Raw genomic sequence first — 14,530 nt, forward strand, 5'->3', positions numbered from 1 at the left:
TCCTGATGCTCTCGCTCGCGCCGACCGTTTCGCAGGTGCTCGCTTCCCATCACCGACTCGGCGACGCGCTCGCGACATATTGCTCGGCCGAAGGCGAAGTCACAGCGGCGGCGCATGACGGCCATCCCGCGCATTCGGCGAAGGGGCACTGGCAGGCCTGTCCTTACTGCAGTCTGATTGCGCACGTGCCGGCATTGCCCGGCAGTCCTATGCTGCTCGCGTTGCCGCTTTCGGCAGGGCCGATGCGGGTCGCCGTTGCGTCGGCCGTGGTTCGCGCCGCCTTCGTGCATACGGTGGCGCAATCGCGGGCGCCCCCCGTTTTCTCCTGACGTTTAATTCACAGCCTGAAAAACTGAAACTGCCGCTTTGCTCCTGATGCACGCGGCCGTTTGTCGTGCCTTTGCACGACGGTACCGAACGACAATTGGAGAATACCAACATGCGCACCCTCATCAAGCGGTCGGCGTTGCCCGCACGCGCCGCGCTTCTCGCAACGGCCGCGTTGGCCTGCATGACCTGCACGTCGACGGCCTCGGCGCACGCCGTGGTTGGCGATCGCGTCTTTCCCGCCACGATGACCGTGGATGACCCCGGCGTCGGCGACGAGTTCGACGCGCAGTTCGGCCACATCAAGGCACCTACCGACGACGGCGACGCCATGAACGTCAATACGGTGTCCTACGAGTGGGACAAGCTCATCACCAGGAATCTCGCGTTCAGTATCGCCGGAGACTACGTGAGCCAGAACGCGCCCAACGGCAATTCCGCGAAAGGCTGGGACAACATCACGCTCGGCGTGAAGTACCTCGTCTATGCGAACGCCGCGCACGAATTCATGGCGTCGGTCGGGCTCGAGAGCGAGATTGGCGGCACGGGCGCGAAGTCGATCGGCGACTCGTTTTCGACCTTCACGCCCACCGCGTATTTCGGCAAAGGCTTCGGCGATCTGCCAGCAAGCCTCGGCTACCTGCGGCCGTTCGCCATCACCGGTGAAATCGGACCGAACATCACGACGGCGAGTTCGGACCAGGGGCCCAATTCGCTCGACTGGGGCCTGACGCTTCAGTACAGCATTCCGTATCTGCAGAACCAGGTGAAGGACCTGGGCCTGCCACAGCCGTTCAGCAACCTGATCCCGGTCGTCGAATTCCCGATGAACACATGCACCGCCGGCGCGTGTTCAGGGCACACGACGGGTACCATCAACCCGGGCCTGATCTGGATAAACCGTTACGGTCAACTCGGTGTCGAGGCGCAGATTCCAGTCAACCGCGCGACGGGCAACCACGTGGGCGTGCTGTTCCAGGCGCATCTGTTCTTCGACGACATCTTCCCGAACTCGCTCGGCAAGCCACTTTTCTGATTGACTGATCGAAGGAGACAAGTCATGAATCTGAAAACCATTGCGCGCGCCGCCGCGGCCGCGATCATCGTCGGTACGTGCCAGCTCGCTCACGCCCATGCCTATCCGACCCATCGAGCGCCTTCGGCGGGCGACACGGTACCGACCTCGCAGAAGGACGTGGCGATCGACTTCGACGATGCGCTCGAGCCTGCGTTCAGCTCGATTGCCGTCACCGACGCGCAAGGCAGGTCGGTGACGAGCGGCAAGGCTGAAGTCGACGCGTCGAACAAGAAGCACATGTCGGTGGGCCTGAATCCGCTGACGCCGGGCGTCTACACCGTCTCGTGGGTGGCCGTCGCCGACGACGGCCATCGCACCCAGGGGCATTACACGTTCACGGTGAAGTGACGGTGGATCCGCTCGTCATCGCGCAGATCGTGCTGGCCGCGGTGCAGGATGTCCTCTTTGCCGCGGCCGCAGGCGCTCTCGCCTGCGCCGTGATGGGAATGCGCAGCGGATTGCCCGGCGAGGGCAGGCTGCGCGCCTGGCGCACGGCATCGTGTGCCGTGCTGGCTTGTGCGGCGTTGGCGTACCTGTGGCTGCAGGCGGCCATCATGAGCGGCTCGCCGCTCGGTGAGGCCGCCTCGGCTGTCTCCGCCGTGCTCACGGAGTCCCACTTCGGAAAGGCGTGGTCGATTGGCTTTGCCGGCGCGCTGCTTGCGGCACTGAGCGGCCTGCGCAAAGAGAGAGGTTCGGCGCTCTTTGCGGTGGGGCTCGTGCTGTGGGTGGCCGGCAAGGCGGCGGCGAGCCACGCGGCCGACTCGGGCGACTTTTCGTGGCGCGAGGCCATCCACGTGGTTCATCTGTTCGCCACGGCGTTGTGGGCTGGCAGCGTGATCGTGGCTGCCGTGCTGCTCGGCGGCTTCGTGCGTATGGCGGACAGTTCGCCCCGGCAACGCGCGGCATTCTGTTCGGCGCTGTCGCATCTCGCGACGGCCGCGCTCGTCGTCGTGCTCGTCACCGGGTTCTACAACGTCCTGCAAGACACGGCGCGCGCCAACGCTTCGTTGCTCGAAATGAGCTGGGGCCGGGTGTTGATCGCCAAGCTCGCATGCGTCGTGCTGGCCATCGTATTGGGTGGCTGGAACCGCATGGTGGTGCTGCCTGCGCTGCGCATGCGCGCCGAGCAGAACGACCCGGCTTATGCGGCACAACAGCGTCGCTTCGACAGGACGCTCGCTGTCGAAGCGGTGGTCATGCTCGCGGTGCTCTCATTCGCCGCGCTGCTGGGCCATACGTCGCCGACGATGGGCTAGCGCGTGCCGGCCGCACAGCTCGCGGCCGGCAACGTGCGTCGTTACAGGATTTATGCGGCGAACACGGCGCCTCGAAAACAAAAAGAGGGTCCGTGCCGGATTGGCCATGGACCATCGCTGTGCCGAAGCATCATCACGCAGGCGCGCAAAAGAACTTACTTGCCCGCCGCGTTCTTCACGGTGCACTGTGCCTCGACGCTCTCGCCGTCGCTGAACTTGAAAGTGACCGGAATCGACGAGCCGACCGTGAGCGGCTTCTTCGCCTTCTCGAACATCACGTGATAGCCACCCGGTGCGAAGGCGAGCGTGCCGTTGGCGGGCACGCTCGCCTTGTCCACCATGACCATCTTCGAGGTGCTGCCGCTGCTCTGCGTCTGGTGCAGCATGGACATGCCGAACGCCTCGGTGTCCACGCCTACGAGATCGATGGCCTTGTCGCTCATGTTCATGAGTTTGAAGTAGCCGCCGGAGGGCGTGTCGCCGGGCATCGAGCGAATCCAGCAGTCGGACACCATCATCGAGCTGGAGGAAGCTGCGCAGGCGGGCAGCGCGGCTGCCACGAGCGGCAGAGCGAAGGCAATACGGCAGAAGGTACGGCGCATGAGAGGATCTCCTGTTTTGCGTTTGGAAAATATCGTCTGGCGTTCGTTCGTTCGTTCGTTCGTTCGACACCACACCAGACAGGTTGGCTTACCGGTTCGGTACCGTCATCAAGCGTCGGACTGCGCGTCCAGCAGTTCGCGCAGGTCGTGAACCCAAGGGGTGACGCCTTGTCCGTCGCGCGCATAGAGCCGCAGCTTGCCTTCCGTGTCGAACACGAGGCTCGCGGCGGTATGGTTCATCGTGTAGTTGTCGGGGGTGGATCCCGGTACCTTCTCGTAGACGAGATGGAAGTCGCTCGCCATCTGCTTGAGTTGAGTCGCGTCTGCCGGGCGTAGCGCGCGAAACGACGGATTGAACGCGGCGGCATATTGCGCGAGCACGGATGGCGTATCGCGCGTCGGGTCGAGCGTGACGAACAGCACCTGCACGCGCTGCGCGTCTTTGGGGCCGAGTTGCTGCAGCGCTTGGGACAGCTCGGCAAGCGTCGTGGGGCAGACATCCGGGCAGTGCGTATAGCCGAAGACCAACACCACGATCTTGCCGCGATAGTCGGCAAGCGTGCGAACCTGGCCGCTCGTGTCGGCAAGCGTGAAGTGATCCGCAAATTGCCGGTTGCCGGTGATGTCCAGGTTCTGGAACGACAGCACGGGCTTCTGATCGCAGCCGGCCAGCAACGTCGTGCCCAGCAGCGCGCCGGCCACAAGGGTTGGGATGAAGCGTTGCGCGCGGGATCTCCCGCGCGAGAAGCGGAGCCAATTGAACATGATGTTTCGGGCACGCACGCGCGGCGGCGTGCAGCCTGCAGAAAAAGAGGTGCGAATGGCGAACGCAGGGCCGCGAGGGCGTCCCGTTCGCAGATGGCGGCGATGGGTCAGGCGCGGCGAGGTGGATCGCGCGGATGTCCGGCCTGGAAGGAGAAAACGGGGATGAAAGCGTCGAAAAGGGCCGCGACTGCCAATGGGGCGAGCGCTGGCGAGGACAGCACGGCTGCCGCCAGGGCAGGGAGTACGGGGTGCGTGCCGACGAAGTCGCAGTAGCCGCATTTGGCCAGCGTCGCTGCGGGATGCTCCTGCTGCACGGCGGATGCGGTCGACCCCGAGCAGAGCTCGGCAACGGGTTCGCTCGCCTCGTGCGCCGCGACCATCTGGCTGACCGTCGGCACGCAGACGAGCAGCCACATGGCGAGCAAGGCGAGCCATGTGGTCAGGCGTTTGCGTGCGGCGGCGGACGAGTGCATTTGCGTATGGTAACGCAGTCGATCGAAGACATCCCGCATGGCGACGAAGCCGCAGCAGACGCATCGGCCTCAGAAGGCCATAGGTCGAACGATTGCGGCGAAGTGTCGCAATCCTGCCGGACCAATCGCCGCCAATAAGCACGGTACGCACGGTTGCCGTGGGGCGGTGCTGTTCGCTTGCCATGCTGTTCACTGGCGCGTGGGAACGGTCACGAAGCCGATTTTCGTGAGGCCGCCGGCTTGCGCTGCCGACATGACCCGAGCCACGCTTTCGTAAGCGACCTTCCGGTCGGCGTTCAGATGCAGTTCGGGCTGCGGCGTCGCAAGCGCCGCAGCCGCGATCCTCCGGTTCAGCGCCGCTTCGTCGACCTTCGCGCCGTCCCACAGCACGGTGCCGTCCGCTTCGATCGACACGTCGATCTGCGCGGGCTTCGTGTCCTCCTTCTGGCTGCTCGCATGCGGCAGGTCGATCTTCACGGCATGACGCATCACCGGAATCGTCACCATGAAGACGATCAGGAGTACCAGCATGACGTCGACGAGCGGCGTCATGTTGATCTCGCTCACCAGGCCATCGTCTTCTTCGCTGGAAAAGGGGCTCATCGCCATGGCGTGCCTCCGGTTCAGTGGGCGCGTGCCGCGACGCGCAGCGTGCCCTTGGTGGAAGACATGCGCGAAGAAAGGCGCGCGCCGGTCACGAAGAATGCATGCAGGCCGTGCGCGAAGCGATTGAGCTTCGCGACGATCGACTTGTTGGCGCGCGTGAGCGCGTTGTAGCCGAGCACGGCCGGAATCGCGACGAAGAGGCCAAACGCGGTCATGATGAGCGCTTCGCCAACGGGGCCGGCCACGGCGTCGATCGAGGTCTGACCGGTCGCGCCGATGGTAAGCAGTGCGTGATAGATGCCCCACACCGTTCCGAACAGGCCGACGAACGGCGCCGTGCTGCCGATCGAGGCGAGGACCGCGAGGCCGCTTTGCATCTTCGCAACGGAGTCGTCCATCGAGTCCTTCAGGCAGCGCGTGATCCAGTCCGACACGTCCATGCGGTCGTGCAGTTGCGGCTGCGCCTTGTGGTGATGTTCGGCGGCTTCTTCGCCGGCGCGCGCGAGCGCGAGGAACGGGTTGTCTTCGCGCGCGCCGTCGCCGAGCTTTTGCATGCCGTCGGCCATGTCGTCCGAATGCCAGAACGCGCGCTCGGCGTTCTTCGTGAGGCGTTTCAGGCGCATGACATTCCAGCCCTTCACGACGATCACGCACCACGAGAGTACCGACATGATCAATAGCGTGAGCGCGATGCCGCGCGTGACGAAATCTCCTTGAGCCCACAAGTGGGTCATACCGTAGTTCTGCATCTGGCATTCCTTTGGGTCATGGTTCAAGCACGGTCATTCGTGCAGACTGAAGTCGAACGGCTGGGTATACGCCGCGCGCACCGGCTGGCCGGCTTCCGTGTACGGGTTGCACGAGCTGTCGTGCATGGCGGCAAGGGCGGCGTCGTCGAGCCGGCTAAAGCCGCTGCTCTGCTTGAGTTCGACGTCCTCGATCCTGCCGGTCAGGCTCACCACGAAGCGCACGTAGGCAATACCCACCTCGCCGCGCCGCTTCGAGAGCACCGGGTACTCCGGCTGCGCGATTCGGCAGTCGAGGTGCGAGACGTTTTTGGGCGCGCTCAGCGCCATCACGGCCCGGTCCGCGGCGGGCGCGGCGGCGACCTGCGGTGCCGCGGCGGTGGCTGGCTGCGTTGGCGCGACCGCTGGCGGGCTTTCGATCGATTGCCTCGAAGGCGTCTCGGCAAGGGGCAGCGGCTTCGGAACCGGCTTCGCAGACGGCGCGACGTTGCGCGGTTCACGCACGACGTGCCTGGCCGGGTTCGGCGGCCTGGGCGCCGGCAGCGACTGGATCGCGGCAGGCGCGACCGCGCGTTCGGGCTGCAGCAGTTCGGCCGTGATCGTGCGCGATTCGAGGGCGACGGGCGCGGCCATCTCGCGCCCGGTTTGCATCGATACGATCAGCGCGGCATGGAGTCCCACGACGACGGCCACGGCGCAAGCCGCCCGGCGTTGGTCGGTTATCACGTGTGCCCTTACGAGGCGGCGAGCGGACCGGCGCAGCGCAGCAGCACGCGGTCGACCAGCCAGACCGCGACGATCGTCAAGCCCATGAGCGGAAACACGATGCCGAGAACGACGAGCCCGGTTGCCCATGCGCGCATCGGCGGCGCGCCGCGCTCGCGTGCCGGCGCGCCGAGCGTGCCCCGAGGCCGTCGCTTCCACCACATCACGAAGCCGGTGACGGCGAGCGCCGCGAGGCCGAGCGACAGCGCGGCGCAGGCGATCTGATTTGGCACACCGAAGTAACGGCCCATGTGCAGAGACGTGCCATACGACACGGCCTTGCCGACGGCGCCATAGTCCCCATAGCGGATGTCTTTGAGCACGGCCCCGCTGTACTGGTCGATGTACACGGTGCGCTCGAGCTTCGGGTCGGCAGGGAAGTACGACACGGTGTACACGCCCAGAGGCGAGGTGGGCAGCGCGATGTCATATCCATGCGTGAGTCCGTCCGCGTGCATCTGCTCGACCACGTGCCCGAGCGGCAGCGGTTTGACGCCGGGTGCGCCCACGTCGGGCGAGCCGGGTACGCGCACCGCGCCGACTGCCCAGGGCACCTGGGGCAGGGGCATCTCGTCCATCGTCATGCCGGGCATCGACTCCATGCCGGAGGCGGCCTCATGGCTCGTGGCAGCGCCTGCCTCGGAAGGCTGGCCGGGTACTTTCGAGTGCAGCGGCAAGCCACCCCACGAGCCCGGTGGAGAGCCGAGCTTGACGCTGCTGGCCAGCGCCTTGAATTGCTTGCCCCACGAGCCGGTCCACGGCAGGCCCGTCGCCACGAACGCGAACGCACCGATGGCGAGCCAGATGCCGAGCGTGGCGTGAACGCTCTTCCACAGCGGCCGCCCCCGGCGTGTGAGATCGGGCACGAGGGCCGCGCGCAGCGAGGCCCTCTCGCGTGGCCACCAGAGCGCGACGCCGGTGCCGATCATGACGAGCGTCCAGCATGCCACCAGTTCCATCAACAGCTCGCCCGGCTTGCCGAGCAGCAGCTTGCGGTGAATCATGCGGTCGACCTGCATGAAGCGGCTGTCGACGTCGAGCATGCCGAGCACCGCGCCATCGTAGGGGTTCACGTACACGCTTTGCTTGCGGCCATCCGGCAGGCGGAAGATGAATTCCGCGCTACGGTCGGCGCGCGAGCTGATGCGCGCCGTCGTCGCCACCGCGCCGGCCGGCATGGCGCCGCGTGCCTTCGCTAGCAGGGCGTCGACTTCCAGGCGCGGCGACGTTGCGGGCGCAACGATAAGCCGGTGCGGATAGAGCAGCGGTTCGATCTGCGGCTGAAAGCAGTAGATCGTTCCCGTGATGGCGAGGATCACGAGAAACGGTATCACGAACAGCCCCGCGTAGAAATGCCAGCGCCAGAGCGTACGGTAACCGCGTTGCGGGCCGCTTTGCGGACCAGGTTGCGCTCCGGTAGCGGCAGGCGCCGTACGGGTGACGGTTTCGGCAGTGGACATGGGCGTGCCTCCTTTACATCCGCAGACGGCCTTCGGCATAGAAGGTGCGGCCGGGGTAGGGGTGATACACGAAATAACGGGCGTCGAAAATGTTGTCGACGCCCACGCTGAGATCGCTGGCCTTCGTGGGGTGGAACGTGAACTTCGCGTCCGCCACCGTATAGGTACTGGTGCCGCCGAACACGTTCGGGTTCGTGTCGGTATTGGTCAGCGTGTTGTACTCGCGGCCCGAGTAGCGCGCGGCAAGCGTGAGCGCATAGCGCTCGCCGATGTGATAAGTCGCCGCGATGTCGGCGCGCCAGAGCGGAATGCGGTAGAAGTATTTGCCCACCGTTGCCGGGTTCTGCGCGTTTTCGAGGATCTTCGACTGCGTATAGGCCACACTGCCGATCAGATCGAGCCCACGCACGAACACATCCTCGCCCTGATAGCTCACCTCGACGCCGCGCGAGCGAACCTTGCCGATGTTCTGGAAGTTCGTCACGTTCGGAATCACCGTCGTGTCGGTCTGGCTGAAGATCGTATTCTTTACGTCGTCCTGAAAGAGCGACAGCCGGAATAGCCCGTTCCAGTGCGCCCACTCGGCAGCGAGCTCTTTCGAGAGGTCGTTCTCGGGCTGGAGGTACGGATTGTTGTTGATGATCGACGACCCGTTGATTTGCCCCTGGAACAGTTCGCTGACAGTGGGGAAGCGGTACGCGCGTGCGATCGACGCGCGCAGCGTCAGGTCATTCGTCACGTCGAACGAGAGCGAGGCCTTCGGCGAGTAGTGGCGCTGGCTGGCGTCGGGGTAGGGCACGAAGGCGCTGCCCACGGCCTGGGCGCCATCGTAGGCCTGCCAGTCCTCGTAGCGCACGCCATACACGAATTTCCAGCGCGGCAGGAATCGCCAGGCGTCCTGCACGTAGGCCGCCTGGGTTTGCGTGCGGCCCTTGAACGCGTTCGCAAAGCTGCCCGCGGCGCCGTCGATCCAGGCTGCCGTGTTGTACGTTTCGTTGTCGAGGAAATAGTTGTCGTAGTGGTAGCCGAAACTCACTGCATGATTGGCGAGCCCGGCCTGAGGCGAGGGCGGCGTCCAGCTTGCCCTGAGGTCGAGCGTTTTCCAGCCGGTGCCGTCGCCGAACGTGACGACGCCCGGACCGTTGCCGGGGCCCCCCGCATTCGCCGTGCGCGCTACGCTATTCGTAATGTCGTAGTACGAAGCGATCGCTTCGGCGTTCCAGCCCGTTGCGTTGTGCGTCTTGAGCGAGAGCCCGTAGAGCCAGTTTTCGCTCCACCCCTGGCTCGGCGCGAGCGCCGATGCCGGAATGTTGTACTCGTAGCCGCCAATGTTCACCCGGCCGCTGTACACGGGGTTGCCGTTGGCGTCGTACAGGAACGTGGATGTCGAGCTGTTGTACTGCTGGTGCCAGTAACCGAGCGTGAATGCGCCCTGAACCGTCGGCGTGAAGTCGTACTGCATCTTCAGCTTGAGCTGGTCCTGGATCGTATGCTCGATACCTTCGCCATTCACGCCGATCACCGTGGTGGGCGTGTTGGTCTGGTTGTTGTAGAAGTACGCACCCCTTACTGGTGTATCGCCGGGTTTGGCGGGCGTCGTCGATCTCGCGAGCGTGGCGAACTGCAAGGGCTGGCTCGTGTTTTCAAGGTGATTCGCGCCGATCAGGAACGAGAACTTGCCGATGCGGTTGCCGATCGCCGCACTGGCCTCGCTGCCGTTGAAGTTCTGGTTGACGCCATATAGGCTGAAGTGCTGCGTGAACGCCTTGACGTCCGCGTTCGCCTCGAACTTCGTGGGCATCTGCGTGGTGATCAATACCGTCGCGCCGAGCGAGTTGCCCGGATACAGCGCCGAATACGGCCCGTAAATGACATCGACCTGCTGGATTTCCTCGGGGAGCACCATCGACCAGCGTGGCGGAAACGAATAGCTGTTGCCGAGCAGGTTCGACAGCAGCAGGCCGTCCGCGTACACAAGGCCGCGCGCGCTTTGCGTATTGCTCGTGCCGCGCACCGCGATGATCGAGTTCAGGTCGCCGATGAAGCGCTTGCGAACCGCGAGGTTCGGCATGTACTTGAGCACGTCTTCGGTGTTGACCACGTTCCAGTTGCGGAACTGATCGGGCGTGACGGTCTCGACTGACGCCGGCATGTTCGGGTCGACGGCAGGCGTTACGCTACTGTTGCCGGCGTTTCCGCCCGTGCTGGCGCTGACCGTAACGGTTGGCAGCACGGTGGCTTCCTGCGTCGTGGCGGCGAGCGTTGCGGCCTGGTCTGTCGTTGTGTTGGAGAGGGTTGCGCCCGGACCGGTCTCGGCCGCGGCGTGCGCAGCCTGAGCAATCAATGTGAGGGGCAACAGCCCGAGCGTGACGAACCGCGCCCGGCCGCGCGCACGCGCGCGCAGCCTTCGCGATGCGAAGTGCAGCATGAAATTTTCCTTGATTCGGAGTGCGAACGGCCACGCGCGCCGGCAGGAGGCGCGTCGAAGCCACGGTCAATCACGGAGATCAGGAAAAGGCTGGCGGGGCTCGCGGCCGCCCGGATGGGAATGCCCCGAGCGGCGTGTGACGCATGGAGAGCACCGGCGCGGCAGCGATCGCGACGAGCATCAGCAGCACGAGCGGTGACGGCGGTAGGGAGGGCATGGCGGGCTGATTGGCGAGCAGGTCGCAATAGCCGCAGGCCGAGAGCGAGTCGCCGTGCGCCACATGACTGGAACCGGTCGCGGGCTGCGTCGCGGAACAGAGCGCGGCGGTCGTGTCGTCACGATGGGCGGCCAGGACCAGCTGACTCACGAGCGGCGCGAGCACGACGAGCCACATGGCGACGAGGCCAAGCCATGCGGTCAGGTGTTTGCGGGATCGGAGAGTCATGGTCGCGGGACGAAATAGCGCCGCGAAGTTTACCACTTGAAGGGTTCGCTGTGTGGCGAGTCGCACGCATACTCCGCGCAGTTGCCGTACTGCGAACGGCCCCGGTTCAATGCGTGTTGCGGGGTTGCGCTGGCCGCTCACTGTTCGGGCAACGAGCGGATGACAACAGGTTTGATGGTCATTGTCAGGATAACGATCTGCAGAGAACTATCAAACGCTCGTATCGAAGCCTTGCGGCATGCGGCAGCGCGAGACGCCTCGCGAGTGCGAATGCGGCAAGTTGACGCCGCCTGCCCTGCGCGAAATGGCGCGCTAAGCGGTGTGACGGGCGTCGCCGTCCGCTTCGTCGTGCCCCAGTGCTTCGAGGTAGGACCACGGGTAGATGCCGCGCGCGTGGCCATCGCTGAACGCGAGTTGCACGCCGTAGCCCATCGGTTCGATGGCGGCGAGCGTGATGTTCGGCGCCGCCGTGAGCGCGGCGCCGGCGAGCCGAATGCGCCGGCAGGCCGCGCACGGGCACGCCGCGCGAAGCCGGGCATGGGCCACACGCTGCGTCTCGCCAGCCGGCCACCGCAGTGTCAGCGCTCGCGCTGCTGCGTCGTTGTGGATTTCATCCGGTGTCCTCATCGATGAGTCCCTTCGATCTGGCCTATCGCGATCCGCACGGCCTTGCGCACATCCGGATCGCAGTCGTCCAGTGCCGCTTGCAGTGCCGGCAACGAGCCGGGCGCGCCCAGCTCGCCAAGCGCGAGCGCCGCCTCCTTGCGTAAATTGCTGATCGTATGCGTGAGCAGCGCGGCAACGGCGCGCGCTGCCTGCGCATCGCACAACTGGCCGAGCGCGCGGACCGCGCGCAGCCTGACTTGCCAGTACGCATCGGCGAGCGCTTTGATGAGCGCTTCGCGTGCCGCGGCTGTGCGCAGCTGGCCTGGCGTGGTCGCGGCTTCTTCGCGTACCTGCCATGCGTCGTCGCGCAGCGCGGCGAGCAGCGCGCCGAGAATCGCGTGATCGTCGCGCGAGGCGAAGCCAAGGGCGCTGACCGCCGCGTGGCGCACGTCCGCGTTCGTGTCGGCGGCGGCGAGCGAGGCAAGCGGAGCGAGCGCGCGTGCGTCCTTCAGCCAGCCCAGCACGGCAACGGCTTCGAGGCGCACGCCCGCGTCTTCGTCCGCGAGCGCCTGCAAAGCAGGGTCGAATGCTTCGGCGAAGCGCAGCTCACGCAAGCCGCGCCGCGCCGCGCGGCGCACGAACGGCTCCGGCCGCGCCGCCCAGCGGCGCAGCACGTGACCCGACGAAGGCGCTTTCAGCGATCGACGGCGAGTTGCGTCACACGCTGCCCGCAAACGCGGCGGCCGAAACGGTGGCTTGAGGACGAATCAGGGCTTGAATGGCAACGCTGCGCGCGGACCCCGGTCCGCGCGCAGTGCTTTCGTTACTGCTTGGCGGCCACGGTCTGCTGGGCCGGCAGCAGCGTCCATTGACCGTCGTGCACGACGAGGTCGATGCTCTTCACGCCGTCGATGCGCCGCGTGCGCGGATCAAAGGTGGCTTTGCCGAACACCACGCTCGGTACGTCGTGCAGCTTGGGCAACGCGTCGTGCACGCCTTGCCGCGTCGTGCCCCCCGTGCGCAGCGCGTTGGCGGCGATGATCACGGCGTCGTAGGCGAAGGCGTTGAACGCGTCGGGCTCGCGATGGTATTTCGCCTTGAAGCCCTGTACGAAGCGCTGAACTTCGGGGCGCGGATCCCCGGGGAAAAAGCTCGTGTTCGTCGTGACGCCATTTACGGCGTCCCCACCCAGTTCGAGAAATTTCGGCGAATAGACCGAACTCGCGGCGACCACCGGCAAGCCGATGCCACTTTCGCGCGCCTGCCGCACGATCTGCGCGCCGTCGGCGTAATAGGCGATCAGCACGAGCGCATCCGGGTGCGTGTCGCGCACGCGCACGAGCGTGGCGCGAAAGTCCTTGTCCGTGGGCTGATAGCCATCGGCGTCGACCACTTGCGCGCCGCGCGCATTGGTGGCCTTCACGAACACGTCCTTGCTCGCGCGGCCCCAATCGGTGTTCTGATAGAGCACGGCCACACGCTTGAAGCCCTGCTTCACGGCGAGATCGGCGATGAGTGGCTGCGCGTCGGTCTGGCTGACCGAAGGGCTCCAGATATAGTCGCCGCCCTTGGTGAAGTCCGGGTGCGAGTTCGTGAAACCGAGTTGCACGAGTCCCGCACGCTGATAGATGGGGGAAGCTGCCATCGAGGCCGGACTCGAAAAATCGCCGAGCTCGATCAGGATGCGGGAGTCGGCAACGAACTTCTGCGCGATCGTCACGGCCTGGCGCGGATCGCTCTGGCTATCCTCGAACACGTAGCGCAGCGGATGGCCGTTGATGCCGCCCTCCGCATTGATCTGGTCGAGCGCGAGATCGAAGCCCGCTTGCCACTGCGCGCCGTACTGCGCGTTCGGGCCCGTGAGCGGACCGCTCACGCCGAACCAGACGGGCTCGCCCGCAGCCGCGGCAGCGCTCGCACTGGCGCTGAACGCGAGGAGGCTCGCGCCGGCCGGCGCGAGCACGAGGGCGGCCGCGAGGCGCGCGAGCAGGCGGCGCCTCGCTGCACGAAATGATGTCTTCATCACTGTGTTTCCTTTATATCTGCGGCGAATCTACGCGTGAATGAAAAAGGGACTTCGTGACGAGTCTCCAATGCGCGCACGCTACGCACAACGAAGCGATTCAGCTATCGATATGCGCATGGCCTCACTCTGGGAACAGTGGCTCTCCGAGCGTGAGCATGAGCCGGTTGGCCCACGCGAAGATGGCGATGGCGTGGCTCAGATCGAGTATCTCGGCGTGCGTGAGGCCTGCCTCGCGAAGCGCATCTAGCGAGGCGCCGCCAAGGGACTCGGGCGCGAGCGTCAGGTCGATCGCATAGCGCACGATCGCGCGCTCGCGCGGCATGGTGCCGGCCGTTTGCGGATCGGCGAAAACCTGCTCGATGACGTCGTCGCGCTTTGCGAGCTGCTGGAAGCGCTGCGCGTGCACCGATGCGCAATAAACGCAGCCGTTCACGCGCGAGACGACCGTGCTGGCCAGCTCGCGTTCTGCGCGCGAAAGGCCGCCTGGCGCGTACATGATGCTGTTGAACGCGCCGGAGCGGCGGCCAGCACCTGCGGCTCGTGCACGAGCCGCATGTAGTAGTCGGAAGTCTTCGCCTGCGGATGGCTCGGTTCGAGCACGGCGAGCTGCGCGGGCGTGACCTCGTCGAGGTTGACCGTGTCGAGCCACGCGGACCAGCCGAGCGTTTGCGAGGTGAAAGCTCCATGCGAACGACGTCCCATTCATGCGGTGTGGGCATTCCATGGCCGTCTGTATGCGCGATTCTTATAATAAATAGCGCTTTTTAAATGAGCGAATGGCAAATGGCGGGAAATTGGCGGTGTTACCGGCGCGCGATTCGCGCTACGCGAAATGCAGCCATAAGCCAATGAATCCAGCAGTTGCGGCGCTATGGCGCAGCCTTAGCCCTCGCGCATTTCGGCGCCCGGAATAAGCAATCCACATTGGCTTTTGGAAGCTTTGACAC

Annotated in this window: 16 protein-coding genes and 1 pseudogene; 4 read left to right on the plus strand and 13 right to left on the minus strand. The window is 65.4% G+C overall.

Annotated elements, in window-relative coordinates; all coding sequences use genetic code 11:
* The 4 genes from VMJ11_RS17815 to VMJ11_RS17830 all read left to right on the plus strand — a co-directional run.
* Positions 1 to 329 (plus strand): DUF2946 domain-containing protein (locus tag VMJ11_RS17815; protein ID WP_325620714.1); only part of this gene is annotated, 329 nt, incomplete at its 5' end.
* Between the two features lie 110 nt (positions 330 to 439).
* The gene (locus VMJ11_RS17820) at positions 440 to 1,363 is read left to right on the plus strand and encodes a hypothetical protein (RefSeq protein ID WP_325620715.1); all 924 of its coding nucleotides are present in this window, start codon (positions 440 to 442) and stop codon (positions 1,361 to 1,363) included.
* Between the two features lie 24 nt (positions 1,364 to 1,387).
* Complete coding sequence (locus VMJ11_RS17825; protein WP_325620716.1) at positions 1,388 to 1,753, plus strand: copper resistance CopC family protein; 366 nt, start codon at positions 1,388 to 1,390, stop codon at positions 1,751 to 1,753.
* Positions 1,754 to 1,755: 2 nt separating this feature from the next.
* On the plus strand, positions 1,756 to 2,661 hold the full coding sequence (locus VMJ11_RS17830) for a copper resistance D family protein (RefSeq protein ID WP_325620717.1): 906 nt from the start codon (positions 1,756 to 1,758) through the stop codon (positions 2,659 to 2,661).
* Positions 2,662 to 2,816: 155 nt separating this feature from the next.
* Here VMJ11_RS17830 and VMJ11_RS17835 read toward each other — a convergent pair whose 3' ends face one another.
* The 13 genes and pseudogenes from VMJ11_RS17835 to VMJ11_RS17895 all read right to left on the minus strand — a co-directional run bounded on the left by VMJ11_RS17835 (position 2,817) and on the right by VMJ11_RS17895 (position 14,307).
* On the minus strand, positions 2,817 to 3,263 hold the full coding sequence (locus VMJ11_RS17835) for a copper chaperone PCu(A)C (protein WP_325620718.1): 447 nt from the start codon (positions 3,261 to 3,263) through the stop codon (positions 2,817 to 2,819).
* Between the two features lie 108 nt (positions 3,264 to 3,371).
* Positions 3,372 to 4,028: an SCO family protein gene (locus tag VMJ11_RS17840; protein WP_325620719.1), complete on the minus strand. Its 657-nt coding sequence runs from the start codon at positions 4,026 to 4,028 to the stop codon at positions 3,372 to 3,374.
* 107 nt (positions 4,029 to 4,135) lie between these two features.
* Positions 4,136 to 4,540: a DUF2946 family protein gene (locus VMJ11_RS17845; protein ID WP_325620720.1), complete on the minus strand. Its 405-nt coding sequence runs from the start codon at positions 4,538 to 4,540 to the stop codon at positions 4,136 to 4,138.
* A 150-nt stretch (positions 4,541 to 4,690) separates the two neighbouring features.
* A complete protein-coding gene (locus VMJ11_RS17850; protein WP_325620721.1) occupies positions 4,691 to 5,110 on the minus strand; it encodes a biopolymer transporter ExbD in 420 nt (139 codons plus the stop codon).
* A gap of 14 nt (positions 5,111 to 5,124) precedes the next feature.
* Positions 5,125 to 5,856, minus strand: a complete 732-nt coding sequence (locus tag VMJ11_RS17855) for a MotA/TolQ/ExbB proton channel family protein (protein ID WP_325620722.1) — start codon at positions 5,854 to 5,856, stop codon at positions 5,125 to 5,127.
* Between the two features lie 33 nt (positions 5,857 to 5,889).
* Positions 5,890 to 6,579 carry an energy transducer TonB gene (locus tag VMJ11_RS17860; protein ID WP_325620723.1) on the minus strand — a complete coding sequence of 230 codons (690 nt, stop codon included), beginning with the start codon at positions 6,577 to 6,579 and terminating at the stop codon, positions 5,890 to 5,892.
* An 8-nt stretch (positions 6,580 to 6,587) separates the two neighbouring features.
* Positions 6,588 to 8,078, minus strand: coding sequence for a PepSY domain-containing protein (locus tag VMJ11_RS17865; protein WP_325620724.1), 1,491 nt, complete (start codon positions 8,076 to 8,078; stop codon positions 6,588 to 6,590).
* 13 nt (positions 8,079 to 8,091) lie between these two features.
* Positions 8,092 to 10,506 (minus strand): TonB-dependent receptor, encoded by a 2,415-nt coding sequence (locus tag VMJ11_RS17870; protein ID WP_325620725.1) that lies wholly within the window; start codon positions 10,504 to 10,506, stop codon positions 8,092 to 8,094.
* 79 nt (positions 10,507 to 10,585) lie between these two features.
* Positions 10,586 to 10,951, minus strand: a complete 366-nt coding sequence (locus VMJ11_RS17875) for a DUF2946 domain-containing protein (RefSeq protein WP_325620726.1) — start codon at positions 10,949 to 10,951, stop codon at positions 10,586 to 10,588.
* A 312-nt stretch (positions 10,952 to 11,263) separates the two neighbouring features.
* A complete protein-coding gene (locus VMJ11_RS17880; RefSeq protein WP_325620727.1) occupies positions 11,264 to 11,578 on the minus strand; it encodes a gamma-butyrobetaine hydroxylase-like domain-containing protein in 315 nt (104 codons plus the stop codon).
* Positions 11,575 to 12,255: pseudogene (locus VMJ11_RS17885) on the minus strand (HEAT repeat domain-containing protein); the annotation flags it as partial. The pseudogene VMJ11_RS17885 and the gene VMJ11_RS17880, both read right to left, overlap by 4 nt.
* Positions 12,256 to 12,380: 125 nt before the next feature.
* Positions 12,381 to 13,580 carry an ABC transporter substrate-binding protein gene (locus tag VMJ11_RS17890; RefSeq protein WP_325620728.1) on the minus strand — a complete coding sequence of 400 codons (1,200 nt, stop codon included), beginning with the start codon at positions 13,578 to 13,580 and terminating at the stop codon, positions 12,381 to 12,383.
* Positions 13,581 to 13,704: 124 nt separating this feature from the next.
* On the minus strand, positions 13,705 to 14,307 hold the full coding sequence (locus VMJ11_RS17895) for a peroxidase-related enzyme (protein WP_325620729.1): 603 nt from the start codon (positions 14,305 to 14,307) through the stop codon (positions 13,705 to 13,707).
* Positions 14,308 to 14,530 lie beyond the last annotated feature (223 nt).

Origin of the sequence: Paraburkholderia sp. (assembly GCF_035501035.1) — a bacterium.
Lineage (GTDB): Bacteria > Pseudomonadota > Gammaproteobacteria > Burkholderiales > Burkholderiaceae > Paraburkholderia.